This window comes from Melaminivora jejuensis, from assembly GCF_017811175.1.
In the GTDB taxonomy this organism is placed as follows: Bacteria; Pseudomonadota; Gammaproteobacteria; order Burkholderiales; family Burkholderiaceae_C; genus Melaminivora; species Melaminivora jejuensis.
In genome coordinates this window covers 307,959-332,176 of sequence record NZ_JACWIJ010000002.1, presented here as the reverse complement: position 1 = coordinate 332,176, position 24,218 = coordinate 307,959, and the positions used below count along the sequence as shown (strand labels likewise).

Below are 24,218 nucleotides of genomic sequence, written 5' to 3'. Positions count from 1 at the left end.
GCGCTGCCGGCTGGCGCCACCGCGACATGCAGCCGACATGCCAGTGTCATGCGCGCCTGCGGCAGTGGTTGGGGCACACAAGGGGCCGGCACGCAAGGCGTCCCTGCCCGCCAGCGCCTGGCGCCAAGCCAGTTGCGCCAGACCCACCTACGCCCACGAGCACCCGATGCTGGTGCGCCTGCGCCCAGGAGGCGGTCGCTGTGCGCGCCCGTGTGGGACATGGACTTCAACGCCACCACCTTGCCGCTGCTCATGCCCCTGGCCGACCCGTTGCCCCACCCCCGGCGGCAGCCTCGAGGCCGCACCCGTGTGTCACGAAGCTGTCATCGGCCCTGCGGATACTGCTGCCGCTGTTGCCCATCAAGCTGCCGTCATGACGCCCCTGCTGCCTTGCCTGCCCTCCACCGAAGATGCCGTCGATGCGCTCGCGCCGTCTGGCGGCGCCCCCGCTCCGGACGGGCATGTGCTCCGGCTGGACCGCGATCACAGCATTCTGGCCTTCAACGAGCGGGTGCTGGACTGGGCCGTGCGCGAGGACGTGCCGCTGCTGGAGCGGCTGCGCTACCTGTGCATCGTGTCGTCCAACCTGGACGAGTTCTTCGAGGTGCGCGCCGCGGCCCACCTGGGCGCGGCCCTCGCGGGCCGCGCCCAGGTGGGCCGCGGCGCCTTCGAAGTGCTGGCGCGCAAGGCGCAGGCGCTGGTGGCGCGCCAGTACGCGCTGTACAACGACTCGCTGATGCCGGCGTTCGCCGCGCGCGGCATCCGCATCGTGGGCCACAGCGAGCGCACGCCCGCGCAGCGGCGCTGGGTGCGCGAGTTGTTCGTGCGCGAGGTGCGGCCGCTGCTGATTCCCGTGGGGCTGGACCCGGCGCACCCCTTTCCGCAGGTGGCCAACAAGTCGCTGAACTTCATCGTGCGGCTGCGCGGCGGCGACGCCTTCGGGCGCGAGAACGAGATCGCCATCGCCCGGGTGCCGCGCGCGCTGCCGCGGCTCATGCGCCTGCCCACGCACGTGGCGCCGGCGGGCCTGCAGTTCGTCAGCCTCTCGAGCATCATCCGCACCCACCTGGCCGAGCTGTTTCCCGGCCGGCAGGTGGTGGAGTTCTCGCAGTTCCGCGTCACGCGCCACTCGGATCTGGCAGTGGACGAGGAGGACGTACGCAACCTGCGCACGGCGCTGCGCCAGGGCCTGCAGCACCGCCACTATGGCCAGGCCGTGCGCCTGGAGGTCTCGGCCGGCTGTTCGCAGTTCCTGGCCGATTTCCTGCAGGCGCAGTTCGCGCTGCCGGCGGCTGCCCTGTACCGGGTGCACGGCCCCGTCAACCTGGTGCGCCTGGGCCAGCTCGTGGATCTGGTCAACGACCCGGCGCTGCTGTTTCCCCCGTGGCGCCCGGCGTGGCCGGCCAAGCTGCCGCAGCCCGGCGCCATCCTGGCGCGCCTGCGCCGGCACGATGTACTCATCCACCAGCCTTTCGAGAGTTTCGAGGGCGTGCTGGGATTTCTGCGCGAGGCCGTCAACGACCCGCAGGTGCTGGCCATCAAGCAGACCATCTACCGCACCGGCGCCGACTCCGAGCAGATGGATTTGTTGTGCGAAGCGGTGCGCCGGGGCAAGGAAGTGATGGTCGTGGTGGAACTCAAGGCGCGTTTTGACGAGGAGGCCAACATCAACTGGGCCGAGGCGCTGGAGTCCATCGGCGCGCAGGTGGTCTACGGCGTGGTCGGCCTGAAGACCCACGCCAAGATGCTGCTGGTCACCCGTCGCGAGGGCCGCGGACTGCGCCGCTACGGGCACCTGTCCACCGGCAACTACAACCCGCGCACCGCGCGTCTGTACACCGACCTGAGCTACCTCACGGCCGATGCACAGACCACCGCCGACATGGACGCGGTCTTCGACCACCTGGCCAACCAGAACCGCGTGCCGCAGCTCAAGCGCCTGCTGCTCGCACCCTTTGACCTGCAGCAGCGGCTGATCGACAAGATCGACGCGGCGGGCCTGGCGGCCGAGCGCGGCGAGGGCGGGCGCATCGTGGCCAAGATGAACGCGCTGACCGATGAGGCACTGATCCAGGCACTGGAGCGCGCCGCGCGCCGCGGAGCCAGCGTAGACCTGATCGTGCGCGGCGCCTGCACGCTGCCGGTCGGTGTCCCGGCCATGAGTGACCGCATCCGCGTGCGCTCGGTCATCGGGCGCTTCCTGGAGCACACGCGGGTGTTCTATTTCCGCAGCGGCGAGCACGAGGACTTGTACCTGTCCAGCGCCGACTGGATGAACCGCAATATGCTGCGCCGGGTGGAGATTGCCTGGCCCGTCACCGATGCCAAGCTGCGCCAGCGCATCATCGACGAGTGCCTGGTGGCCTATCTGCACGACAACCGCGATGCCTGGACGCTCAACAGCGACGGCAGCTACACGCGCGCGCCGGGCGCGCTGGACGGCGCTGGCGCACAGAACGCGCTGATGGCGCGCTACGCCTCGCCCACGAAGAACGCAAGGCCATGATGGATCTCATCCTCTGGCGCCACGCCGAGGCGCAAGACCCGCAGGGCAGCCAGGAAGACCTGGAGCGGCCGCTGACGCAGCGCGGCGAAAAGCAGGCCGCGCGCATGGCCGCCTGGCTCGACCGGCAACTACCCGATGGCCTGCGCGTGCTGGCCAGCCCCGCGCGGCGCACCGAGCAGACCGCGCGCGTGCTGGGCCGCAAGGTCAAGCTGCGCGCCGAGCTGCTGCCCGGCGGCAGCCCCGAGGAGCTGCTGGAGCTGGTGCAGTGGCCGCGCGCCCGCGGCGCGGTGCTGGTCGTGGGCCACCAGCCCTGCTGGGCCAGACGGCGGCGCGGCTGCTGGGCATGCAGGAGGCGGACTGCGCCATCCGCAAGGGCGCCGTGTGGTGGCTGCGCTACCGCCAGCGCCAGGACGTGGCGCAGACCGTGCTGCTGGCAGTGCAGTCGCCGGAATTCCTCTGAACCGGCGGCGAGGTGCGCCCGCCGCGCGTGGCGCTGGTGCCACCGACAACACTGTTTTGCTATTAAAATTATAGCTGTCAGCGCTTGATGGACATAGGTTTCAGTCCATTTTCATTGAAAATACAGACAACGCCGCGGCCTGCAGGCCGCGCGCCACGCCTTCAGGACAGCTCGGCCACGAATTCCCAGGGCGTTTTGTGCCAGGCGGCGGCTTCTTCGCGCAGCAGGTGGGCCGACTGCGGATAGGCCGCCGCCCAGCCCGCACGCGAGTGCACCGTGCAGCGCTGGCCCTGCAGCCGCAGGCCCAGGCCCTGCACATCCGGCTCCCGGCGTGCGTGGCACAGGGCCACGGCCGTGCGCAGGCACAGCAATTGCAGTGCCAGCAACGCGTCGCCCAGGTCGGCCTCCAGCTTGCGCAGCTTGCCGCGGTGGCCCAGCACCAGCAGGCTGAGCGCGTGCAGCTCGGGCTGCGCGAAGCCCGCGGCCTCGGCGTGGTCCAGGATGTAGGCGCCGTGGCGATGGTAGTTGCTGTGCGAGATGCGGCAGCCGATCTCGTGCAGGCAGGCGGCCCACTGCAGTTGGCGCGATGCGCCGGCGCTGCCGAGCGCGGCGGCCTCGTCGAACAGCCGGCAGGCCAGTCGTGCCACACGTGCGGCATGCACCTCATCCACGGCAAAGCGCTGCATGAGCGCGCGCACGGTGGCCGAGCGCAGGTCGGCGCCGGGCTGCTCGCGCTCGAGCAGGTCGTACAGCGCGCCTTGGCGCAGCGCACCCTGGGCCACGCGCATCTCGCGGATGTCGAGCAGATCGAAGACCGCGCGCACGATGCTCACGCCGCCGCCGATGACCGGGCGGCGGTCTTCCTTCAATCCATCGAGGCGGACGCGGTCGGCGTGGCGCGCGCGCAGCAATTGCTCGCGCAGCCAGTCCAGGCCCTCGCGGGTGATCAGGCCTTCGCCGTAGCCTGCCGATGTCAGCACCGTACCCACTGCGCCCATGGTGCCGGAGGAGCCATATGCCATTTCCCACAGCCCGGGGCAGTAGGTCTGGGCAGCCTCGTCCAGCACCGCCTTGGCAGCCACCTCGGCGGCCTCGAAGGCCTCGCGCGTGAACGCGCCGTCGGCAAAGTAGCGCGCCGACCAGGCCACGCTGCCCACGCGGTAGGACGCGACGGCGCTGGGCGTGAACTGCTGGCCCAGGATCAGCTCGGTCGAGCGCCCGCCGATGTCCACCACCAGGCGCCGCTCGTCCGACTGCGGCAGCAGCCGCGCCACGCCCTGGTAGATCAGCCGCGCCTCCTCGGGGCCGGAGACCACGTCGATGGGAAAGCCCAGGATGGCGCTGCCGCGGCGCAGGAATTCCTCGCGGTTGCGCGCCTCGCGCAGCGTCTGCGTGGCCACGGCGCGCACGCGCCCGGGCGCGAAGCCGGCCAGGCGCTCGGCAAAGCGCGCCAGGCACTCCCAGCCGCGCTGCATGGCGTCGGCGCCAAGGTTGCGCTGCTCGTCCAGGCCGGCGCCCTGGCGCACGGTCTCCTTCAGGTACTCGACGCGGTGGATGAGCCCGTGGTCGAGGCGGCCGATCTCGAGGCGAAAGCTGTTGGACCCCAGGTCCACGGCCGCCAGCAGTGTTCCGTCTTGCATGGATGTGCGCGTGCCGCGCGGTGTTTTCGGGGCGGCGCAGCATAGCACCGCGCCGCCGGGTGCGCCCGCTCAGCCCACGATGCGCCCGTCGGCGGTGAGCATACTTTGCGTGACCTGGGCGTGCGACGGACGCCCGCCCTGGTAGGCCACGGCATAGCCCCCAGTTGCACGCCCTGGCGGCGCCGGAACGCGGCCAGCACGCTGGCGCGCTGCAGCGGCCCGGCCACCGAGGCGAGCACCTCGGCCGTGTAGCGCGCGGCGATGAAGCCGGCCAGGCCCTGGGGCGAGGGCGGCTCGTCGTACAGCCGCGCCATCACGGCGCGGTAGGCGCGCACGATGGGCAGGCTGGCGGTGACCAGCGGCACTGGCTGCGTGGCGATGACGGAGACGTTGCGCCGCTGCCCGCCCAATTGCCCCAGCACCTGCAGGTTCACGTCGGCCAGGGCCACCACGTAGCACTGGCGCCCGGCGGGCAGCGCCAGGCGGGACACGTATTCGTGCAGCTCCGGTGTGCCGCCCACGAACAGCACGATGGCCGGCGGCGCGGTGCGGGTGTGCGCGGCGGACAGCACCTCGGTGCGCAGGCCCATGGCCGCGCCGGCCTGCGCCACCGATCCCTGCAACTGCCGCTGCAGTTCGGGGCGGGCGAAGACCACGCCGGCCTGCGGCACGCCCATGGCCGCCAGCGAGCGCACGGCGTGCCCGATCTGCGCCTGGTAGTCGGCAAAGATGCTGAAGACAGTATCGCCCGCGTCGTGCCACTGGCGGTGCAGCCAGGGCGCGGCCAGCGCCAGGGCGCCGCCGCCGGCCTGCAGCGCGGCGATGGTGGCCGCGGCGCCGTCGGCGGCGCAGCCCGACAGGGCCACGCAGGCCGGCTCGTCATGTGCCGCCTGCCAGGCTTGGCGCAGGCGCTCGGGCGAGCCATCGGTCTCCAGCACCAAGTGCTGCACCGCCTGCCCACGCAGGCCGCCGCGGGCGTTGAAGTCCGCCCAGGCCGCGCGCGAGCCGATCAGGAAGTCGCGGCTCACATCCTGCTGAGGTGCCGACAGGTCGACGATCTGGGCCACCGCCACGGGACGCGCCTGGGGCTCCTGCGCCCGCACCAGAGGCAACGCGCAGGCGGCAGCGCCCACGCCCGCGGCACGCAGCAGCGCACGGCGGCGCAGCGCCGGTTGTACACCCGCAAGCCCGGCTGCGGGAGCATGGGACGGGGCGCGGCTCACTTGCGCGGGGGCATCAGGACGCGGTCGATGACATGCACCACGCCGTTGCCGGCGCGCAGGTCGGCCTGCTCCACCAGTGCATCGTCCACGGTCAGGAAGGTGCCGGCGCGCGCCAGGGCGATGTCCGTGCCTTGCAGCGTCTTGGCCTTGCCGGCGCGGGCCTCGGCGGCGCTGACACGGGCGGGCACGACGTGGTGCTGCAGCACGGCCTTGAGCTGGGCCTTGTCGGCCCTGAGCGCGTCCAGGCTCTTGGCGGGCAGGGCCTGGAAGGCCGCTTCGCTGGGGGCGAACACCGTGTAGGGGCCCGGGCCCTCCAGGGTGGCCAGTACGCCAGAGTCGGCCGCCAGGCGATGGAAGGTGGACAGCGCGGGCGTGGCGGCAGTGGCCGCAGCCACGGTGCGCGGGGCGGAGGCGGGGCTGGCACAGGCGCCCAGCACGGCGGCGGCAGACAGCGCCAGCGCACAGTGCATGGCAGAGCGGCGGAACATGGTTCTTCTCCCAGAGAGTGTGTCGGTCATTGGACGGGGCCGACTGCGGTCGGCGGCGCCAGAGTACGCAGCGATTGCGACAGTGGTATGACAAGTCCGCGGCGCAATCGCCCCAGGCGCGCCAGCGCGCTCGGGGCGCCGCAGCAGCGGCGCACGCGAGAGACACAAGGGGGGGGGGAAAGAAGCAGCCACCAAAGCGGCCACGGCAAGCCGGCTGGCGCCCAGGGTGTTGTGTGACGGCTGCGCCGCCGTGTCACGGGCATGTCACAAACGGCCCCTAGAGTGCCGCCATAGCTTTTTTCCAACCAAGAGGTCTTCTCATGAAACTCTCCGCGATTCGGGTTCTGGTGTCTGGTGTGATGGCGATGGGTATGGTCACGGGCGCCTGGGCCCAGCAGGAAGCCACGGGCGCCGGCGCCAGCTTCCCCGCGCCGCTGTATTCCAAGTGGGCCGCCGACTACCACAAGGCCACGGGGGTGAAGATCAACTACCAGTCGGTCGGCTCGGGCGCCGGCCTGCGCCAGATCGAGGCCAAGACGGTGGACTTCGGCGCCTCCGACGCGCCGCTCAAGGACGACGAACTGGCCGCCAAGGGCCTGGTGCAGTTCCCCACCGTCATCGGCGGCATCGTGCCGGTGGTGAACGTCAAGGGCCTGCAGCCTGGCCAGCTCAAGCTCAGCGGCCAGGTGCTGGGCGACATCTACCTGGGCAAGATCACCAAGTGGAACGACGAGGCCATCAAGGCGCTGAACCCGGGCTTGGCCCTGCCGGACGCAGCGATCGCGCCGGTGCGCCGCGCCGACGGCTCGGGCACCACCTTCGGCTTCACCAACTACCTGTCCAAGGTCAATGCCGAGTGGAAGTCCAAGGTGGGCGAAGGCACGGCCGTGAACTGGCCCGTGGGCGCCGGCGGCAAGGGCAACGAGGGCGTGGCCGCCTTCGTGGGGCGCCTGCCCAACTCCATCGGCTACGTGGAGTACGCCTACGTCAAGCAAAACAAGCTGACCTTCGCGCAACTGCAAAACAGCGCCGGCAACTTCGTCTCTCCTGACGAAGCCTCCTTCAAGGCGGCTGCGGCGGGTGCCGAATGGGCCAAGAGCTTTCACCAGATCCTGACCAACCAGCCCGGCAAGGATGCCTGGCCCATCACCTCGGCCACCTTCATCCTGATGCACAAGGCGCAGGACAAGCCGGCGCAGGCCGCCACGGCGCTCAAGTTCTTCGAGTGGGCCTACCAGAACGGCGACAAGACGGCCTCGGAGCTGGACTACGTGGCCATGCCCGAGAGCGTCAAGGGCGTGATCGTCAAGTCCTGGGGCGACATCAAGGACGCCTCCGGCCAGCCCATCGCACTGAAGTAAGCTGCGCGCCGGCCCGCCAGCGCGGCGGGCCGGCTGGCGACCTTCCCGGCTTTTCGATCCCACAAGGCAACGGATATGTCCACCATGCTGCCAGTCCACCAGGCGCCGCCGATCGAGGCGGCGCGCGGCGCTTCCCGAAGCTCGCCGCCATCGCGTCCCTCGCTGGTCTCCGGCGTGCTCGCCGATCGCATCTTCGGCGCCCTGGCGCGCGGGGCGGCGCTGATCACCCTGGCACTGCTGCTGGGCATCATGGCCTCGCTGCTGGAGGGCGCCTGGCCGGCCATCCAGGCCTATGGCCTGGGCTTTCTGACCAGCAGCGTCTGGGACCCGGTGCAAAACGACTTCGGCGGCCTGGTCATGATCTACGGCACGCTGGCCACCTCGTTCATCGCGCTGCTGGTGGCAGTGCCGGTCAGCTTCGGCATTGCGCTGTTCCTGACCGAGCTGTCGCCGGCCTGGCTCAAGCGGCCCCTGGGCACCGCCATCGAGCTGCTGGCGGCCGTGCCCTCCATCGTCTACGGCATGTGGGGCCTGATGGTCTTCGGCCCCATCCTGTCCACCTGGGTGCAGCAGCCGCTGCAGGCGCTGCTTGCCGGCGTGCCGTACTTCGGCGCGCTGGTGTCGGGGCCGCCGGTGGGCATCGGCATCCTGTCGGCCGGCATCATCCTGGCGATCATGATCATTCCGTTCATCGCCTCGGTCATGCGCGACGTGTTCGAGGTCACGCCGGCGCTGCTCAAGGAGTCCGCCTACGGTCTGGGCGCCACCACCTGGGAGGTGGTCTGGAAGGTCGTGCTGCCCTACACCAAGTCGGGCGTGCTGGGCGGCATCATGCTGGGCCTGGGGCGCGCCCTGGGCGAGACCATGGCCGTCACCTTCGTGATCGGCAACATGAACCAGCTCGATTCGTTGTCGGTGTTCGAGGCGGCCAACAGCATCACGTCGGCCCTGGCCAATGAATTCGCCGAGGCCGGCCAAGGGCTGCACCAGGCCTCGCTGATCTACCTGGGCCTGGTGCTGTTCTTCATTACCTTCGTCGTGCTGTCGCTGTCCAAACTGCTGCTGGCGCGCCTGAAGAAAAGCGAGGGGGCCGGCGCATGAGCACCACCACATCCCAGCACCTGATCGCCGCCGCCGAGCTGGCGCAGGTACGCGCACGGCGCTACGCGGCGCGCAAGCGGCTCAACCGCGTCGCGCTCACGCTGTCGCTGCTGGCCATGGCCTTCGGCGTGTTCTGGCTGATCTGGATCCTGTGGGAGACGCTGCGCCTGGGCCTGGGCGGCCTCAGCCTGGCGCTGTTCACCGAGATGACGCCCCCGCCCAACGAGGCCGGCGGCATCGCCAACGCCATCTTCGGCTCCTTCGTGATGGTGCTGCTGGCCACCTGCGTGGGCACGCCCGTGGGCATCCTGGCCGGCGTGTACCTGGCCGAATACGACACGCGCGGCTGGCTGGCCGGCGCCACGCGCTTCGTCAACGACATCCTGCTGTCGGCGCCCAGCATCGTGATCGGCCTGTTCGTCTACGCAGTGGTGGTGGCGCGCTTCAAGAGCTTCTCGGCCTGGGCCGGCATCATGGCCCTGGCGCTGATCGTCATTCCGGTGGTCATCCGCACCACCGAGAACATGCTGATCCTGGTGCCCGCCAGCCTGCGCGAGGCGGCCTACGCCCTGGGCACGCCCAAGTGGAAGGTCATCACCCTGGTGACGCTGCGCGCCGCGCGCGCCGGCGTGACCACCGGCGTGCTGCTGGCCGTGGCGCGCATCGCCGGCGAGACGGCGCCGCTTCTCTTCACCGCGCTGAACAACCAGTTCTGGAACGGCGACCTGTCCAAGCCCATGGCCAGCCTGCCGGTGACCATCTTCAAGTTCGCCATGAGCCCCTACGAGAACTGGCAGCAATTGGCCTGGGCCGCGGTGCTGCTCATCACGGTAGCCGTGCTGGCGCTGAACGTGCTGGCGCGCGTGCTGGCGCGGCAGAAATAACAACGCAACGACCCCCTGCTCAGCGAAAGTTCCCATGCCCTCAACCCGCACCGCCCCACCCCCGCGCGCCAAGCTCACCGTGCGCGACCTGAACTTCTACTACGGGCGCTTCCATGCCCTCAAGAACATCAACCTGGACATTCCCGAGCACAAGGTGACGGCCTTCATCGGGCCCTCGGGCTGCGGCAAGTCCACGCTGCTGCGCACCTTCAACCGCATGTTCGAGCTGTACCCCGAGCAGCGCGCGCAGGGCCAGATCCTGCTGGACGGCCAAGACCTGCTGACCAGCCGCGAGGACGTGGCGCTGATCCGCGCCAAGGTCGGCATGGTGTTCCAGAAACCCACGCCGTTTCCGATGTCCATCTACGACAACATCGCCTTCGGCGTGAAGCTGTTCGAAGCCCTGAGCGCGGCCGACATGGACGAGCGCGTGGAGTGGGCGCTGCACAAGGCCGCGCTGTGGAGCGAGGTCAAGGACAAGCTGCACCAAAGCGGCGCCAGCCTCTCGGGCGGGCAGCAGCAGCGCCTGTGCATCGCGCGCGGCATCGCCGTGCTGCCCGAGGTGCTGCTGCTCGATGAGCCCTGCTCGGCGCTGGATCCGATCTCCACCGCGAAGATCGAGGAGCTGATCGCCGAGCTCAAGAACGAGTACACGGTGGTCATCGTCACGCACAACATGCAACAGGCCGCGCGCTGCAGCGACTACACCGCCTACATGTACCTGGGCGACCTGGTGGAATTCGGCGAGACCGAGGCCATGTTCTTCAAGCCCCAGCGCAAGGAAACCGAGGACTACATCACCGGAAGGTTTGGGTGATCCCCCTGAGCGGCTGCGCCGCTTCCCCCAAGGGGGCGCCACCAGCGCGGCGGGGGATCCAAAGCGCGGTGGCACTGGCCTGCCGCGTGCCAGTACAGAACATTGCAGGCGACTGAGACCTGAGGAGAAGAAATGACCGAGAAACACCTTTCCACGCAGTTCGACAGCGAGTTGAACGCCATCTCCGCGCGCGTGATGGAGCTGGGCGGGCTGGTGGAGTCGCAGATCCGCCAGGCCATCCACGCGCTGTCGCACTTCAGCCCCGAGGCGGCGCAGGAGGTCGAGCAGCTCGAGCAGCGGGTGAACACCATGGAAGTGGAGATCGACCACGAACTCACCACCATCATCGCCCGGCGCCAGCCCACGGCGCGCGACCTGCGCCTCTTGATGGCCTTTTCCAAGGCCACGGCCAACCTCGAGCGCATGGGCGACGAGGCCACGCGCATGGCGCGCATGTGCCTGTCCATCATCGACAGCGGCGCCGCCCGCGCCCTGCCCACCAGCGACCTGCGCGTGGCCGCCGACCTGGCCTCGGGCCTGCTGAGGAAGGCGCTGGACGCCTTCGCCCGGCTGGACACCCGCGCCGCGCTGGCCATCCTCAAGGAGGACGACCTGATCGACGAGGAATTCGACGGCTTCGTGCGCAAGCTCATCACCTACATGATGGAAGACCCGCGCAAGATCTCGCCCAGCCTGGACTTGCTGTTCCTGGCCAAGGCCATTGAGCGCATCGGCGACCACTCCAAGAACGTGGCCGAGCTGATCATCTACCTCGTCGAGGGCCGCGATGTGCGCCACCGGGCGCTGCACGAGATCGAGTCCGCCCTCGCCTGAGGCCGCGCTGGGCAGCCTGCTGCCCGCTGTCCGCCTTGTGTCCGTCTTGCCCACCTGCCTGCATGAAGAAACCCCCCCGCGTACTCATCGTCGAGGACGAAGCACCGATCGCCGAACTGGTGGCCGTGAACCTGCGGCACAACGGCTTTGCGCCCATCTGGGCCGAGGACGGCGAATCCGCCCAGCGCGAGCTCGACGCCGTGCTGCCCGACGTTATCCTGCTGGACTGGATGCTGCCCGGCATGAGCGGCCTGCAACTGGCGCGGCGCTGGCGCGCCGATGTGCGCACCAAGGCCGTGCCCATCCTGATGCTCACCGCGCGCGGCGACGAGCCCGACAAGGTGGCCGGCCTGGACGCGGGCGCCGACGACTACATCACCAAGCCCTTTTCCACGCAGGAGCTGCTGGCGCGCATCCGCGCCGTGCTGCGCCGGCGCGCACCCGAGCACAGCGACGAGGACGTGCATGTCGGCGCCCTGCATCTGGACGGCGCGGCGCACCGCGTGCATTGGCAGGGCCAGCCGCTCAGGCTGGGGCCAACGGAATTTCGCCTGCTGCAGCACCTGATGCGCCACGCCGAGCGCGTCCACACGCGCGCGCAACTGCTCGACAAGGTCTGGGGCGACCACGTCTTCATCGAAGAGCGCACGGTGGATGTCCACATCAAGCGCCTGCGCGAAGCCCTGGGCGAGGCCGCCTGCATGGTCGAGACGGTGCGCGGCACCGGCTACAGGCTGACGGCGCTGCAGCCGGCGGATGCGCCAAAAGATCAGCAAAAAGCATAGCTTGTAGCGCTTGCCAGGCAACGATTTCACCGTATATTGGTCATCAAAACGTTTACCAGCAAGCGATGCCAGCTATTTTTTTCATAGCTACCCCACACAGGATGCACCCATGCGCCTGCTCGTTCTGATGCTGTGCCAGGGGGTTGGGGCCGGTGCCGGCGGCTGGCTGGGCGGTGCCTGGGGCGCCGGCGCGGGCGCCTGCGCCGGGGCTTGGCTGTGGCTGGCCTGGGACGGCTGGCAGGGCCGGCGGCTGGCGTCCTGGCTGCGCGACAAAAGCCAGGAAAAAAACCATGAAGCCGCCAGCGCCGCCCCCGCCCTGCCGCGCCTGCCCGGCCCCTGGGGCGAGGCGGCCGGGCGCATGGAGCGCCTGCTGCGGCGCACGCACCGCAGCGCCCAGGCCAGCGACGCGCGGCTGCAGGACATCCTGGCGGCGCTGCAGGCCTCGCCCAACGGCGTGACGCTGCTGGACGCGCAAGGCCGCATCGAGTGGTGCAACCAGGTGGCGCAGGAACACTTCGGCCTGGACGCCGGGCGCGACACGCTGCAATCCATCGCCAACCTGGTGCGTGAGCCGGACTTCACCGCCTACCTGGCCAGCGCCGACCCGGCGCCCGGCGTGCTGCTGGCCGGGCGCGCCAGCACGCCGGCACGCCCGGTGCGCCTGGACGTGCGCCTGCACCCCTACGGCGAGGGCCGGCGCCTGCTGCTGTCGCGCGACATCACGCAACTGGAGCAGGCCGAGGCCATGCGGCGCGACTTCGTGGCCAACGTCTCGCACGAGATCCGCACACCGCTGACGGTGCTGGTCGGCTTCGTCGAGACCCTGCAGACCCTGGCCCTGTCCGAAGACGAGCGCGCGCGCTACCTGGCGCTGATGGCGCGCCAGGGCCAGCGGATGCAGCAACTGGTGCAGGACTTGCTCACACTCTCGCGCCTGGAAGGCCAGCCCGCGCCGGGGCTGCAGGACTGGGTGGACATCGGCGCGCTGCTGGCGCAGTGCCACAGCGAGGCGCAGGCCCTGTCGGCCAGCCTCGCGCAGGGCGGGCCGGCGCACGCCATCGAATTCCCGCCGGCGCTGGAGCTGCGCGGCGGGCAGCTCGCCGGCAGCGCGGGCGAGTTGCACAGCGCGCTGGCCAACCTGATCCACAACGCCGTGCTCTACACGCCGGCGGGCGGCCACATCCGCGTGCAGTGGCAGTGGCTGGCCGACGGCGGCGCGCGCTTTGCCGTCAGCGACAGCGGCCCGGGCATCGCGCCCGAGCACCTGCCGCGCCTGACCGAGCGCTTCTACCGCATCGACCGCAGCCGCTCGCGCGACACCGGCGGCACCGGCCTGGGCCTGGCCATCGTGCGCCACGTGCTGCAGCGCCACGGCGCGCTGCTGCACATCGACAGCACGCCGGGCCAGGGCTCGACCTTCAGCGTCCAGTTCAGTGCGTCGCGCGTGCGCCAGCCCGCCTGTGCCGGCCCTGGCGCTGCAGCCGGATCACCAGCGCCAGCAGCGCCGTGAACGCCAGCGCCACCACGGCCAGCGCCCCGGCGCTGGCGGCCCAGAAGGCCACGGGCGAATGCAGCGGCCCCAGCCCGAACAGGCCGCGATAGGCCAGCGCATAGCCGCCCGTCAGCCCCAGGCCCCACAGCAGCACGCCATAGATCAGCAGCGGCGCCAGCGTGACGTGCCAACTGCGCAGCACGAAGATGCACAGCGCCTGCACGGCATCGGCGATGTGATACAGCGCCACCCAGGCGAGCAGGCCGGCGGTCAGCGCGGCGACCTCGGCGCTGTTGGTATAGAGGCTGGCCACGCCCTGGCGCAGCAGAAACAGTACGGCGGCCAGCACCAGCGCCAGACCCACCGTCAGCCCCAGGCCCAGCCAGGCCACGCGCGCGGCGCGCGCCTCGTGGCCGCTGCCGCGCCAGAAGCTCACGCGGGCGCTGGCGGCAATGCCCAGCGACAGCGGCACCATGTACAGCACGGCGGCCAGGTTGGAGGCGATCTGGTGCGCCCCGGCCGCCAGCGCGCCCTGGCGGGCGATGAACAGCGCCATCAGCGTGAAGGAGGTGACCTCGACCAGGATGGCCAGCCCCGCCGGCAGGCCCAGGCGCACGAAGCGCAGCAGTTGCGCGCGGTCGGGCGCCTCCAGCCGCTGCCACAGGCGCAGCGGCGCATACCGGGCGCTGCGCCGCAGCATCCCCAGGCCCAGCGCCGCCAGCGCGTAGTTCACGATCAGCGTGCCCCAGGCGCAGCCCGCCGCGCCCTGCGCCGCCAGCCCGGCGCCGCCGAAGGTGAACCAGATCGACAGCGGCACCTTGAGAGCCAGCGAGCCGACCTGCAGCCAGGTCACCAACTGCGGCCAGCCCAGGCCCTGGTTGAGCGTGCTGTAGATGCGAAACAGCAGCGCCGGCGGCAGGCCCCAGGCCAGGATGCCCAGGTAGCGCTGCACCTCGCCCTGCAGCTCGGGCGGCACGTCGGTGGCGCGCAGGAGGGGGCCGGGCGCCAGCAGCAGCGCCATGCCCAGCACGCTGGCGGCCAGCCACAGGTACAGCGACTGGCGCACGCTGGCGCCGATGGCGCCGTCCTGCCCGGCGCCGCGCTGCTCGGCCCAGATGGGCAGCAGCGCCTGCAGCACGCCCATCAGCGCCACATAGACGCTGATGAAGACCGCCGAGCCGATCGACAGCGCAGCCAGCGCCTCCTGCGAGTGGCGAGCGGCGACGATGGTGTCGGTGACGCCAAAGGCCATGACGGCCAGTTGCCCGGCCAGCACCGTGACGGCGTGGCCCAGCAGGGTGGGCAGCTCGCGCAGCAGGCGCAGGCGCGATCGGGCGGAGACTTGCAAGCTCAGGTCGCAATGGATCGGCGCAAAACGGATCCGCGCATCAGCGCGCGCTGGCGGCGATCGGCCCGACGGCCTGGGCCACGTCGCCGCACTGGGCGCGCTGGCGCAGCGCGTGATCCATCAGCACCAGCGCCAGCAGCGCCTCGGCGATCGGCGCGGCGCGGATACCGACGCAGGGATCGTGGCGGCCTTTGGTCACCACGTCCACGCTGTTGCCGTGGATGTCGATGGACTGGCGCGGACTGATGATGGAGCTGGTCGGCTTGATGGCGATGCTGACCTCGATGTCCTGCCCGCTGCTGATGCCGCCCAGGATGCCGCCGGCGTGGTTGCTGGCAAAGCCCTGCGGCGTGAGCGAGTCGCCATGCACCGTGCCGCGCTGCGCCGCGCTGGCAAAGCCGGCGCCAATCTCCACGCCCTTGACGGCGTTCAGGCCCATCAGGGCGTGGGCGATATCGGCGTCCAGCCGGTCGTACAGTGGCTCGCCCAGGCCGACGGGCACGCCTGTGGCCTGCACGCGGATGCGCGCGCCGCACGAGTCGCCGGCGCGGCGCAGCGCGTCCATGTAGTCCTCGTAGCGCTGCACGTCGGCCACGGGGGCGAAGAAGGGGTTGTGCGGCACGTGCTCCCAGCCCTCGAAGGCGATGGGCAGCTCGCCGAGCTGGGTCATGCAGGCACGGAACTGCGTGCCGAATTTTTCCTGCAGCCACTTCCTGGCGACGGCGCCGGCAGCCACTGTGGGGGCGGTGAGGCGCGCCGACGAGCGCCCGCCGCCGCGCGGATCGCGCAGGCCGTACTTGTGCCAATAGCTGTAGTCGGCGTGGCCGGGGCGAAAGCTCTGGGCGATGTTGCCGTAGTCCTTGCTGCGCTGATCCTGGTTGCGGATCAAGAGGGCAATAGGCGTGCCGGTGGTGCGGCCCTCATGGACGCCCGAGAGGATTTCCACGGCGTCGGGCTCGTTGCGCTGGGTGACGTGGCGGCTGGTGCCGGGACGGCGGCGATCGAGGTCGCGCTGGATGTCGGCCTCGGACAGCTCCATGCCCGGCGGGCAGCCATCGATCACGCAGCCGATGGCCGGGCCGTGGGACTCACCGAAGTTGGTGACGCAAAACAGGGTGCCTAGGGTGTTGCCGCTCATAGTGGGGCGGGATTATCGCTGGCCCCAGCGCTGGGTTCTTGCTTGGCGGGGCCACCGTCGCTGGCCCCACCCCAGCCCTCCCCAGAGGAGGAGGGAGCAAGGACGGCCTTCCCCTGCAGGGAGAGAGTGAAATACCCGCCTGATCGGAATACTCAACCCGCCTGATCGGACGGCTGCGACTTTTCCTCCGGCCAGTCGCGGATGTAGGCCTTGAGCAGCTTGTTCTCGAAGTTCTGGCTGTCCACCACCGCCTTGGCCACGTCGTAGAAGCTGACCACGCCCATCAACATGCGGTTTTCCATGACCGGCATGTAGCGCGCGTGGCAGCCCAGCATCATGCGGCGCACCTCGTCCATGTCGGTCTCCAGCGTGCAGGTCAGGGGCGCGTCGTCCATGGCGGTGCGCACCAGCATGGTGCCGACACTGCCGCCATTTTTCGCCAGCACCTGGTTGATCTCGCGGAAGGTGAGCATCCCCACCAGGTCGCCATATTCCATGACCACCAGAGAGCCGATGTCGCGCTCGGCCATGGTCTGCACGGCCTGCGCCAGGCGCTCATCGGGCGTCACGGTGTAGAGGGTGTTGCCTTTGAGGCGCAGGATGTCGCTGACTTTCATGGTGTCTCGCAAGGGGCAGTGGGGCCGGCGCAGCCGGGAGTGCTCGGGAAAATATAGCCCACAATCCCCGGCGCATTGACCACTTTGGAGACACGGATGCCCGGATATTCCGACCCTGGCTTCGACACGCTCGCGCTGCACGCGGGCAGTCAGCCAGACCCCACGACCGGCGCGCGTGCCACGCCGCTGTACCTGACGACCTCGTTCGTGTTCGAGTCCAGCGACCACGCCGCCTCGCTGTTCAACCTGGAGCGCCCCGGCCACGTCTATAGCCGCCTGAGCAACCCGACCACCGACGTGCTGGAGCAGCGCGTGGCGGCCCTCGAAGGCGGCGTGGGCGCGATCGCCACCGCCAGCGGCCAGGCCGCGCTGCATCTGGCCGTGGCCACGCTGATGGGCGCGGGCGGGCACATCGTCGCCAGCACCGCCCTGTACGGCGGCTCGCAGAACCTGCTGCACTACACGCTGCGCCGCTTCGGCATCGAGACCACGTTCGTGAAACCCGGCGACATCGACGGCTGGCGCGCCGCCATCCGGCCCAATACCCGGCTGCTGCTGGGCGAGACCGTGGGCAACCCCGGCATGGAGGTGCTGGACATCCCCACCATCGCCCAGATCGCCGAAGAAGCCGGCGTGCCGCTGCTGGTGGACTCGACCCTGACCTCGCCCTGGCTGATCAAGCCCTTCGAGCACGGCGCGCACCTGGTCTATCACTCGGCCACCAAGTTCCTGTCCGGCCACGGCACGGTCATTGGCGGCGTGCTGGTCGATGGCGGGCGCTTCGACTGGGAGGGCGGCGCAGCGGCGGGCAAGTTCCCCGAGCTGACCGAGCCTTACGACGGCTTTCACGGCATGGTGTTCACCGAAGAATCCAGCGTCGCGGCCTTCTTGCTGCGCGCGCGGCGCGAGGGCCTGCGCGACTTCGGCGCCTGCATGAGTCCGCACTCGGCCTGGACTATCTTGCAAGGCATCGAGACGCTGCCGCTGCGCATGGAGCGGCACGTGCGCAACACCGAACGCGTGGTGCAGTTCCTGGCCAGCCACCCGTTTGTCTCGCGCGTGGGGCATCCGATGCTCGAATCCCACCCCAGCCACGCATTGGCGCAAAAGCTGCTGCCGCGCGGCGCTGGCTCGGTGTTCAGTTTCGACATCAAAGGCAGCCGCGAGCAGGGCAAGAAGTTCATCGAAAGCCTGCAGCTGTTCAGCCACCTGGCCAATGTGGGCGACGCCAAGAGCCTGGTCATCCACCCCGCCAGCACCACGCACTTTCGCATGAGCGACGAGGCGCTGGCCGCCGGCGGCATCAGCCAGGGGACGATCCGCCTGTCCATCGGACTGGAGGAGGCCGACGATCTGATCGACGACCTCAAGCGCGCCCTGAGGGCAGCGGAAAAGCACGCTGGAAAGGCAGGTGCGTGATGAACTACGAAGTCAACGGCGCCCGCGCCTATTGCTACACCGGCGGACGGCCCTTCGACCCCGCGCAGCCCACTGCCGTGCTGATCCACGGCGTGCTGGGCGACCACAGCGTCTGGGCCTGGCAAAGCCGCTATCTGGCGCACCACGGCTGGAACGTGCTGGCCGTCGATCTGCCCGGCCACGGCAGGAGCGGCGGCGAGGCGCCGCAAAGCGTCGAGCAGGCGGCGGACTTCATCGCCGCGCTGCTGGATGCGGCCGGCGTGCAGCGCGCGGCGCTGATCGGCCACAGCTGGGGCTCGCTGATCGCGCTGGAGGCGGCCGGGCGCCTGGGTGAGCGCATCAGCCACCTGGTGCTGGTGGGCACGGCCTATCCGATGAAGGTTTCGCCGGCCTTGATCGAGTCGGCACAGAACACGCCCGAGGCGGCGCTCAAGATGATCAACGTGTTCTCGCGCAGCACGCTGGCGCCGCCTACCGGGGCGGGCATGTGGGTCTATGGCGCCGGCATGGCGCTGGGCCGGCGCGTGCTGCAGGGCAACCGCGCGGCCAACGTGTTCCACCGTGGCTTCGTCGCCTGCGACAGCTACGCCGGCGGCGAACAGGCCATTGCGCGCATCCAGTGCCCGGTGCTGTTCGTGCTGGGCGCAGGCGACCAGATGACGCCGCCGCGCGCTGCCAAGGGGCTGATCGACGGCGCGCGCGCTGCCGGCAGGCAGGTGCAGGTGGCCAACCTGCCCGTGGGCCACAACCAGATGACCGAGGCGCCGCACGAGACGCTGCTGGCAATCCGGGATTTTCTGCGCCGATAGCACGGCCATGCTCTTCGCTCCCTCTCCCGCGTGCGGGAGAGGGCGGGGGTGAGGGTACCCGGCAAGGGCGCTGCGCCTGAACCACCCCTCTCCCCCACCCTCTCCCCAAAGGGACGAGGGAGCAACTCCCCGCCGAAGTTGCCGGCCACAATCGCGCCCCATGCCCCACACCCCTCCCCTACCGCCCACCACCGCCGTCCTGCTGTGCAACCTGGGCACGCCCGACGCACCCACCGCGCCGGCGCTGCGCCGCTACCTGGCGCAATTCCTGAGCGACCCGCGCGTGGTCGAGATCCCGCGCCTGCTGTGGCTGCCCATCCTGCACGGCATCATCCTGCGCACCCGCCCGAGGCGCTCGGCGGCCAAGTACGCCACCATCTGGACGCCCGAAGGCTCGCCCCTGGCCGTGTGGACGCAGCGCCAGGCCAAGCTGCTGCGCGGCTGGCTGGGCCAGGCGGGCGCCAGCGTGCAGGTGCTGCCGGCCATGCGCTACGGCCAGCCGGCCATTGCCGCGCAGCTGCAGGCCCTGCAGGACGCCGGCGTGCAGCGCGTGCTGGTGCTGCCGCTGTATCCGCAGTATTCGAGCACCACCACGGCCAGCCTGTTCGACGACGTGGCGCGCTGGGTGCGCCGCGCACGCCGCTACCCCGAGCTGCGTTTCGTCAACAGCTACCACGACCACCCCGACTACATCGCCGCCCTGGCCAGGAGCGTGCGCGCGCACTGGGCACGCGAAGGCGGGCCGGCGGAGCGGCTGGTCATGAGCTTTCACGGCATCCCCGAGCGCAACGTGCGCTTGGGCGACCCCTATGCCGACGAGTGCCGTACCACGGCCCGGCTGCTGGCGCAGGCGCTGCATCTGTCCGAGCAGCAATACCAGGTCACCTTCCAGTCGCGCTTTGGCCGCGCCCGCTGGCTGGAGCCCTACACCGAGCCCACGCTGGTGGCCCTGGCCCAGGGCGGCACGCGGCGCGTCGATGTCATGTGCCCCGGCTTCACCGGCGACTGCCTGGAGACGCTGGAGGAGATCAACCAGGAAGCGCGCGCAGCCTTTCTGCAGGCGGGCGGGCAGGAGTTTCGTTACATCCCCTGCCTGAACGACGACGCGGCCTGGATTGGCGCACTGTCGCGCATCGCGCAGCAGCAATTGGCCGGCTGGCCAGTTTCAGCACCCGAGCAGCAAGCATGAAATTCTGGCCAAAGGCTTGTGTATCAAGCGCTGACAGCTATCAATTTGATTGCAAACTCAATTGCCAATGCGGGCCTGGGCAGCAGCTGCCGATGGGTCAGCTAGCTGACAGCCAGACCCGGCCAGCAGGCATGACAGGGGCATGGGCGGCGTGCAAGAATCACCGCCATGACTGCCCAACCCCTGGAATCCATGCGTCTGGACAAATGGCTGTGGTGCGCGCGCTTTTACAAGACGCGCGGCCTGGCCGTCGAGGAAATCGGTCGTGGCCGCGTCACCGTGAACGGCCAGAACGCCAAGGCCGCGCGCGAGTTGCGCGTGGGCGATACCGTAGCGCTGCGCCAGGGCCACACGGCGCGCACGGTGGTGGTGCGCGGCTTGAGCAACATGCGCGGGCCGGCGGCGGTGGCGCAACTGCTGTACTACGAAACCGCCGAAAGCATCGCGGCACGCGAACAGGCAATGCTGGCGCGGCGGCTGGCGCCAGAGCCGGCGGATGACCTGCAGGGCGGACGGCCGACCAAGCGGGATCGGCGGGACATGGACAGGCTGCGCACGGGCTGGGGAGACAGGTGGAGTGCGTCGCTGGGAGACGGCGGCTCGGGCAAATCCTGAGCCATCCATATCAGTAGTGGTAGCGCAGCTGGGCAATCAGCAGCTCCCCCTCACTCGCCTTGTAGACCATCCGGTGCTCGCCGGTGATGCGCCGAGAGCAATAGCCTGAAAATGCGTGCTTCAGGGGTTCGGGCTTGCCCGTCCCCTGAAATGGCGTGCGGCTGGTTTCCCTGATGAGAGCATTGATCCTCTGCACCAGCTTTTTGTCGTTCTCCTGCCAGTACAGATAGTCTTGCCAGGCCTGTTCGGCAAAAACCAGCTTCATTCGATCAGCGCCTGCTCACGGCCCTTGCATGATTCCAGCTCAGCGATCGCGTCCATCAGCCGTTTGGCATTTTTCGGGCTGCGCAGCAAATAGGCAGTTTCTTCCAGTGCGTTGTAATCCTCCAGCGACAGCATGACCACCGACCGCTGGCCGCTGCGGGTAATGATGATGGGCTCGCTGTCATCGCAGACGCGATCCATGGTGGCCGCCAGATTGGCCCGGGCAGCAGAGTAAGTGATGGCATCCATGGCAACCTCCAATATGTACTAATTATTGTACAAAATCAATTAAAACCCTTGCCCACCAAGCGCTGACAGCTATTTATTCAGTAGCATCTACACGCCCACCCAGGCCCGCCCCTCAGCCCGCCTCATACGGCACCAGACTGCTCCTGTCCTCACTCACCTGCAGCGCCCGCCCGATCGGCGGAAACGCCCGCTGCGGGCAGGCCGTGCGCTCGCAGACCTTGCAGCCCATGCCGATGGGCACATACGCCGCCGCATCGCCCAGATCCAGCCCGCGTCCATAGACCAGGGCGCCCGCGTGCTGCACGTCGCAGCCCAGCGCCACCGAGAACTGCCGCTGCGGCGCGCCCCAGCCGCCGGCGCTGCGCGTCACGGTGCGGGCAATCCACAGATAAGACCTCCCGTCCGGCATCCGCGCCAGCTGGCGCACGATGCGCCCGGGCTGGGCAAAGGCCTCGTACACGTTCCACAGCGGGCAGGTGCCGCCGATCTTGCTGAAGTGGAAATGCGTGGCCGACTGGCGCTTGCTGATGTTGCCGGCCCGATCCACCCGGATGAAGAAAAACGGCACGCCGCGCGCGCCCGGGCGCTGCAGCGTGGACAAGCGGTGGCACACGGTCTCGAAGCCCACGCCGAAGCGCTGCGCCAGCCGCTCGATGTCGTAGTGCAGCTCTTCGGCCGCGCGCACAAAGCGCGTGTAGGGCAGCAGCAGCGCGCCGGCAAAGTAGTTGGCCAGGCCGATGCGCGCCAGCGACTGCGCCGCCGCGCCGCTCAGGCTGCCCGTCTGCACGGCCTGCGCCACGGTCTGGGCCAGCGCGTCCTCGACTTCCAGAAAGGCCAGTTGCGTCGCCATCTGGAAGGCGCGCTGCGCCGGCAGCAGGCTGGCTCCCAAATGCAGCACGCGCGCCTGAGCGTCGAAGCGGCGCAGCGCCGCCTCGCCCTCGGCGCCGGGCGCGGCTTCGGGCAGCAGGGCCACGCGCACGCCGTGCTGCGCCTCCAGCCGCCGGGCCAGGGCGGTGTCGCTGACGCGCTCGGGCAGGCCCCAGGCGCTGGCCAGCGCCTCGGCGGCATCGTCCAGCGGCGCGATGTGGTTGTGCCGCGAATAAAAGAAGTCGCGCACCTGCTCGAAGGCCATGGGCGGGGCCGGCTGTGCGGCAGCAGCCGGGTTGGCGCGGCCATCCTCCAGATGCTGCGACAGCGCGGCCAGGCGCTCGTCGGCAGCGCGCCGGCTGTCGTGCAGCGCCAGCAGCGTGCGCGCCACGGCGGGCATGTTGGCCGCCAGCTCGCGGATTTCCGCCAGCGACACGGCGTCCTGCGCTGCGCCGCCGGCCAGCTCGGCGCAGACCTCGCGCAGGCCGGCGATCAGCCGTGCCTCGTCGCCCTCGGAAAACTGCTGCACATCGACGCCGAACACGGCGTTGATCTTCAGCAGCACCGGCACGGTGAGCGGGCGCTGGTTCTGCTCGATCTGGTTCAGGTAGCTGGCCGACAGATCCAGCGCGCGCGCCAGCGCCACCTGGGTCAGGCCGCGCTCCTCGCGCAGGCGGCGCAGACGCACGCCCATGAAGGTCTTTTTCATGTCAGAGGTTCTTTGCTGTCGTTCGCAAAATTTGCAATTCCTGGGTGCAGGCTTCGCTTTGCTACGCCAATTCAGGGCTTATGCGGGGGCGCCATTGTGCGTAAATTGCGAAGGGTGGCAAGCCCCGCCATAGCCTTTCGACACGGAGAACCTGCACCCATGAGCGCCGTCCTGAGCCCCGTCCCCGAGGCCGCCCAGCCATCCGCCCCGAAGCCCAAGAAGTCCGTCGCCCTGTCGGGCGTGACGGCCGGCAACACCGCCCTGTGCACCGTGGGCCGCAGCGGCAACGACCTGCACTACCGCGGCTACGACATCCTGGACATCGCCGAGGTCTGCGAGTTCGAGGAGATCGCCCACCTGCTGGTGCACGGCAAGCTGCCCACGCGCGCCGAGCTGGCCGCCTACAAGGCCAAGCTGCGCGCCCTGCGCGGCCTGCCTGCGGGCGTGAAGGCCGCGCTGGAGCAGCTGCCCGCCGCCAGCCACCCCATGGACGTGATGCGCACGGGCGTATCGGCCCTGGGCTGCGCGCTGCCCGAGAAAGACGACCACAACCTGCCCGGCAGCCGCGACATCGCCGACCGGCTGATGGCTTGCCTGGGCTCCATGCTGCTGTACTGGTGGCACTTCAGCAATGGCGGCCGGCGCATCGAGGTGGAGACCGATGACGAGTCCATCGGCGGGCACTTCCTGCACCTGCTGCACGGCACGCGGGCGCCAGACAGCTGGGTGCGCGCCATGCACACCTCGCTGAACCTGTACGCCGAGCACGAGTTCAACGCCTCCACCTTCGCCGCGCGGGTCATCGCCGGCACGGGCAGCGACATGTACTCATGCATCGCCGGCGCCATCGGCGCGCTGCGCGGCCCCAAGCATGGCGGGGCCAACGAGGTGGCGTTCGAGGTGCAAAAGCGCTACGACAGCCCGGATGAGGCGGAGGCCGATATCCGCCGGCGCGTGCAGAACAAGGAGGTGGTGATCGGCTTCGGCCACCCGGTCTATACGGTGAGCGACCCGCGCAACGCCATCATCAAGGGCGTGGCACGGCGCCTTTCAGAAGAAGCCGGCTCGATGAAGATGTACGACATCGCCGAGCGGCTGGAGGCCGTCATGTGGCAGGAAAAGCGCATGTTCCCCAACCTGGACTGGTTCAGCGCCGTGAGCTACCACATGATGCAAGTGCCCACCGCCATGTTCACGCCGCTGTTCGTCATCGCCCGCACCAGCGGCTGGGCAGCGCACGTCATCGAGCAGCGCATCGACAACAAGATCATCCGCCCGAGCGCGAACTATGTCGGGCCGCAGGATCAGCGATTTGTGCCCATCGACGAGCGCCTGTGAGGGTGCAGAAAATGCAAATTTGATAGCTGCTGCCCCTTGCCTGGCAAGGGCTAGCGGCTGTTTTC

The 24,218-nt window shown here is 69.6% G+C and carries 22 protein-coding genes and 1 pseudogene; 14 read left to right on the top strand and 9 right to left on the bottom strand.

Annotation, left to right across the window (positions count from 1 at the left end):
• Window positions 1-373: 373 nt before the first annotated feature.
• Window positions 374-2,506, top strand: coding sequence for a polyphosphate kinase 1 (gene ppk1 / locus IDM45_RS01815; RefSeq protein ID WP_209421386.1), 2,133 nt, complete (start codon window positions 374-376; stop codon window positions 2,504-2,506).
• Window positions 2,503-2,966, top strand: a pseudogene (locus IDM45_RS01810) (SixA phosphatase family protein). Before ppk1 ends, IDM45_RS01810 begins: the two are co-directional and overlap by 4 nt.
• Before the next feature lie 161 nt (window positions 2,967-3,127).
• On the opposite strand, the gene IDM45_RS01805 reads toward IDM45_RS01810, so the two are convergent.
• The 3 genes from IDM45_RS01805 to IDM45_RS01795 are packed head-to-tail and all read right to left on the bottom strand — an operon-like array spanning window position 3,128 to window position 6,317.
• The gene (locus IDM45_RS01805; protein WP_209421385.1) at window positions 3,128-4,606 is read right to left on the bottom strand and encodes a Ppx/GppA phosphatase family protein; all 1,479 of its coding nucleotides are present in this window, start codon (window positions 4,604-4,606) and stop codon (window positions 3,128-3,130) included.
• Window positions 4,501-5,829, bottom strand: coding sequence for an ABC transporter substrate-binding protein (locus IDM45_RS01800; protein WP_325168937.1), 1,329 nt, complete (start codon window positions 5,827-5,829; stop codon window positions 4,501-4,503). The genes IDM45_RS01805 and IDM45_RS01800 overlap by 106 nt, the downstream gene beginning before the upstream one ends.
• Window positions 5,826-6,317 (bottom strand): fasciclin domain-containing protein, encoded by a 492-nt coding sequence (locus IDM45_RS01795; protein ID WP_209421384.1) that lies wholly within the window; start codon window positions 6,315-6,317, stop codon window positions 5,826-5,828. The genes IDM45_RS01800 and IDM45_RS01795 overlap by 4 nt, the downstream gene beginning before the upstream one ends.
• Window positions 6,318-6,637: 320 nt before the next feature.
• On the opposite strand from IDM45_RS01795, the gene pstS reads away from it, so the two are divergent.
• The 7 genes from pstS (at window position 6,638) to phoR (ending at window position 13,609) form a co-directional block, all read left to right on the top strand.
• Window positions 6,638-7,678 carry a phosphate ABC transporter substrate-binding protein PstS gene (pstS, locus tag IDM45_RS01790; RefSeq protein ID WP_209421383.1) on the top strand — a complete coding sequence of 347 codons (1,041 nt, stop codon included), beginning with the start codon at window positions 6,638-6,640 and terminating at the stop codon, window positions 7,676-7,678.
• A gap of 75 nt (window positions 7,679-7,753) precedes the next feature.
• Complete coding sequence (pstC, locus tag IDM45_RS01785; protein WP_209421382.1) at window positions 7,754-8,779, top strand: phosphate ABC transporter permease subunit PstC; 1,026 nt, start codon at window positions 7,754-7,756, stop codon at window positions 8,777-8,779.
• Window positions 8,776-9,663, top strand: coding sequence for a phosphate ABC transporter permease PstA (gene pstA, locus IDM45_RS01780; RefSeq protein ID WP_209421381.1), 888 nt, complete (start codon window positions 8,776-8,778; stop codon window positions 9,661-9,663). The genes pstC and pstA overlap by 4 nt, the downstream gene beginning before the upstream one ends.
• Before the next feature lie 34 nt (window positions 9,664-9,697).
• Complete coding sequence (gene pstB, locus IDM45_RS01775; RefSeq protein WP_209421380.1) at window positions 9,698-10,480, top strand: phosphate ABC transporter ATP-binding protein PstB; 783 nt, start codon at window positions 9,698-9,700, stop codon at window positions 10,478-10,480.
• A gap of 132 nt (window positions 10,481-10,612) precedes the next feature.
• Window positions 10,613-11,314, top strand: coding sequence for a phosphate signaling complex protein PhoU (phoU, locus tag IDM45_RS01770; RefSeq protein ID WP_209421379.1), 702 nt, complete (start codon window positions 10,613-10,615; stop codon window positions 11,312-11,314).
• 62 nt (window positions 11,315-11,376) lie between these two features.
• Window positions 11,377-12,099, top strand: a complete 723-nt coding sequence (phoB, locus tag IDM45_RS01765; protein WP_209421378.1) for a phosphate regulon transcriptional regulator PhoB — start codon at window positions 11,377-11,379, stop codon at window positions 12,097-12,099.
• A gap of 109 nt (window positions 12,100-12,208) precedes the next feature.
• Window positions 12,209-13,609, top strand: coding sequence for a phosphate regulon sensor histidine kinase PhoR (phoR, locus tag IDM45_RS01760; protein ID WP_209421377.1), 1,401 nt, complete (start codon window positions 12,209-12,211; stop codon window positions 13,607-13,609).
• On the opposite strand, the gene IDM45_RS01755 is transcribed toward phoR, so the two are convergent.
• From IDM45_RS01755 to IDM45_RS01745, 3 genes are all read right to left on the bottom strand, one after another.
• The gene (locus tag IDM45_RS01755) at window positions 13,530-14,906 is read right to left on the bottom strand and encodes an MATE family efflux transporter (RefSeq protein WP_209423958.1); all 1,377 of its coding nucleotides are present in this window, start codon (window positions 14,904-14,906) and stop codon (window positions 13,530-13,532) included. The genes phoR and IDM45_RS01755 overlap by 80 nt on opposite strands.
• Window positions 14,907-14,979: 73 nt before the next feature.
• Window positions 14,980-16,077, bottom strand: coding sequence for a chorismate synthase (gene aroC, locus IDM45_RS01750; RefSeq protein ID WP_209421376.1), 1,098 nt, complete (start codon window positions 16,075-16,077; stop codon window positions 14,980-14,982).
• A 152-nt stretch (window positions 16,078-16,229) separates the two neighbouring features.
• Window positions 16,230-16,694: a CBS domain-containing protein gene (locus tag IDM45_RS01745; RefSeq protein WP_209421375.1), complete on the bottom strand. Its 465-nt coding sequence runs from the start codon at window positions 16,692-16,694 to the stop codon at window positions 16,230-16,232.
• 96 nt (window positions 16,695-16,790) lie between these two features.
• On the opposite strand from IDM45_RS01745, the gene IDM45_RS01740 reads away from it, so the two are divergent.
• The 4 genes from IDM45_RS01740 to IDM45_RS01725 all read left to right on the top strand — a co-directional run bounded on the left by IDM45_RS01740 (window position 16,791) and on the right by IDM45_RS01725 (window position 20,726).
• On the top strand, window positions 16,791-18,113 hold the full coding sequence (locus tag IDM45_RS01740) for an O-acetylhomoserine aminocarboxypropyltransferase (protein ID WP_209421374.1): 1,323 nt from the start codon (window positions 16,791-16,793) through the stop codon (window positions 18,111-18,113).
• Complete coding sequence (locus IDM45_RS01735) at window positions 18,113-18,922, top strand: alpha/beta fold hydrolase (protein ID WP_209421373.1); 810 nt, start codon at window positions 18,113-18,115, stop codon at window positions 18,920-18,922. The genes IDM45_RS01740 and IDM45_RS01735 overlap by 1 nt, the downstream gene beginning before the upstream one ends.
• Window positions 18,923-19,082: 160 nt before the next feature.
• The gene (hemH, locus tag IDM45_RS01730) at window positions 19,083-20,111 is read left to right on the top strand and encodes a ferrochelatase (protein ID WP_209421372.1); all 1,029 of its coding nucleotides are present in this window, start codon (window positions 19,083-19,085) and stop codon (window positions 20,109-20,111) included.
• Window positions 20,112-20,279: 168 nt separating this feature from the next.
• Complete coding sequence (locus IDM45_RS01725; RefSeq protein ID WP_209421371.1) at window positions 20,280-20,726, top strand: RNA-binding S4 domain-containing protein; 447 nt, start codon at window positions 20,280-20,282, stop codon at window positions 20,724-20,726.
• A gap of 10 nt (window positions 20,727-20,736) precedes the next feature.
• Here the strand turns inward: IDM45_RS01725 and IDM45_RS01720 are convergent, their stop codons facing one another.
• The 3 genes from IDM45_RS01720 to IDM45_RS01710 form a co-directional block, all read right to left on the bottom strand.
• A complete protein-coding gene (locus tag IDM45_RS01720) occupies window positions 20,737-20,991 on the bottom strand; it encodes a Txe/YoeB family addiction module toxin (RefSeq protein ID WP_209421370.1) in 255 nt (84 codons plus the stop codon).
• Window positions 20,988-21,239 (bottom strand): type II toxin-antitoxin system Phd/YefM family antitoxin, encoded by a 252-nt coding sequence (locus IDM45_RS01715; protein WP_209421369.1) that lies wholly within the window; start codon window positions 21,237-21,239, stop codon window positions 20,988-20,990. The genes IDM45_RS01720 and IDM45_RS01715 overlap by 4 nt, the downstream gene beginning before the upstream one ends.
• A 112-nt stretch (window positions 21,240-21,351) precedes the next feature.
• Window positions 21,352-22,815: a short-chain fatty acyl-CoA regulator family protein gene (locus tag IDM45_RS01710; RefSeq protein WP_209421368.1), complete on the bottom strand. Its 1,464-nt coding sequence runs from the start codon at window positions 22,813-22,815 to the stop codon at window positions 21,352-21,354.
• A gap of 159 nt (window positions 22,816-22,974) precedes the next feature.
• Between IDM45_RS01710 and prpC the strand changes: the two genes are divergently transcribed.
• On the top strand, window positions 22,975-24,153 hold the full coding sequence (gene prpC, locus IDM45_RS01705) for a bifunctional 2-methylcitrate synthase/citrate synthase (protein WP_209421367.1): 1,179 nt from the start codon (window positions 22,975-22,977) through the stop codon (window positions 24,151-24,153).
• Window positions 24,154-24,218 lie beyond the last annotated feature (65 nt).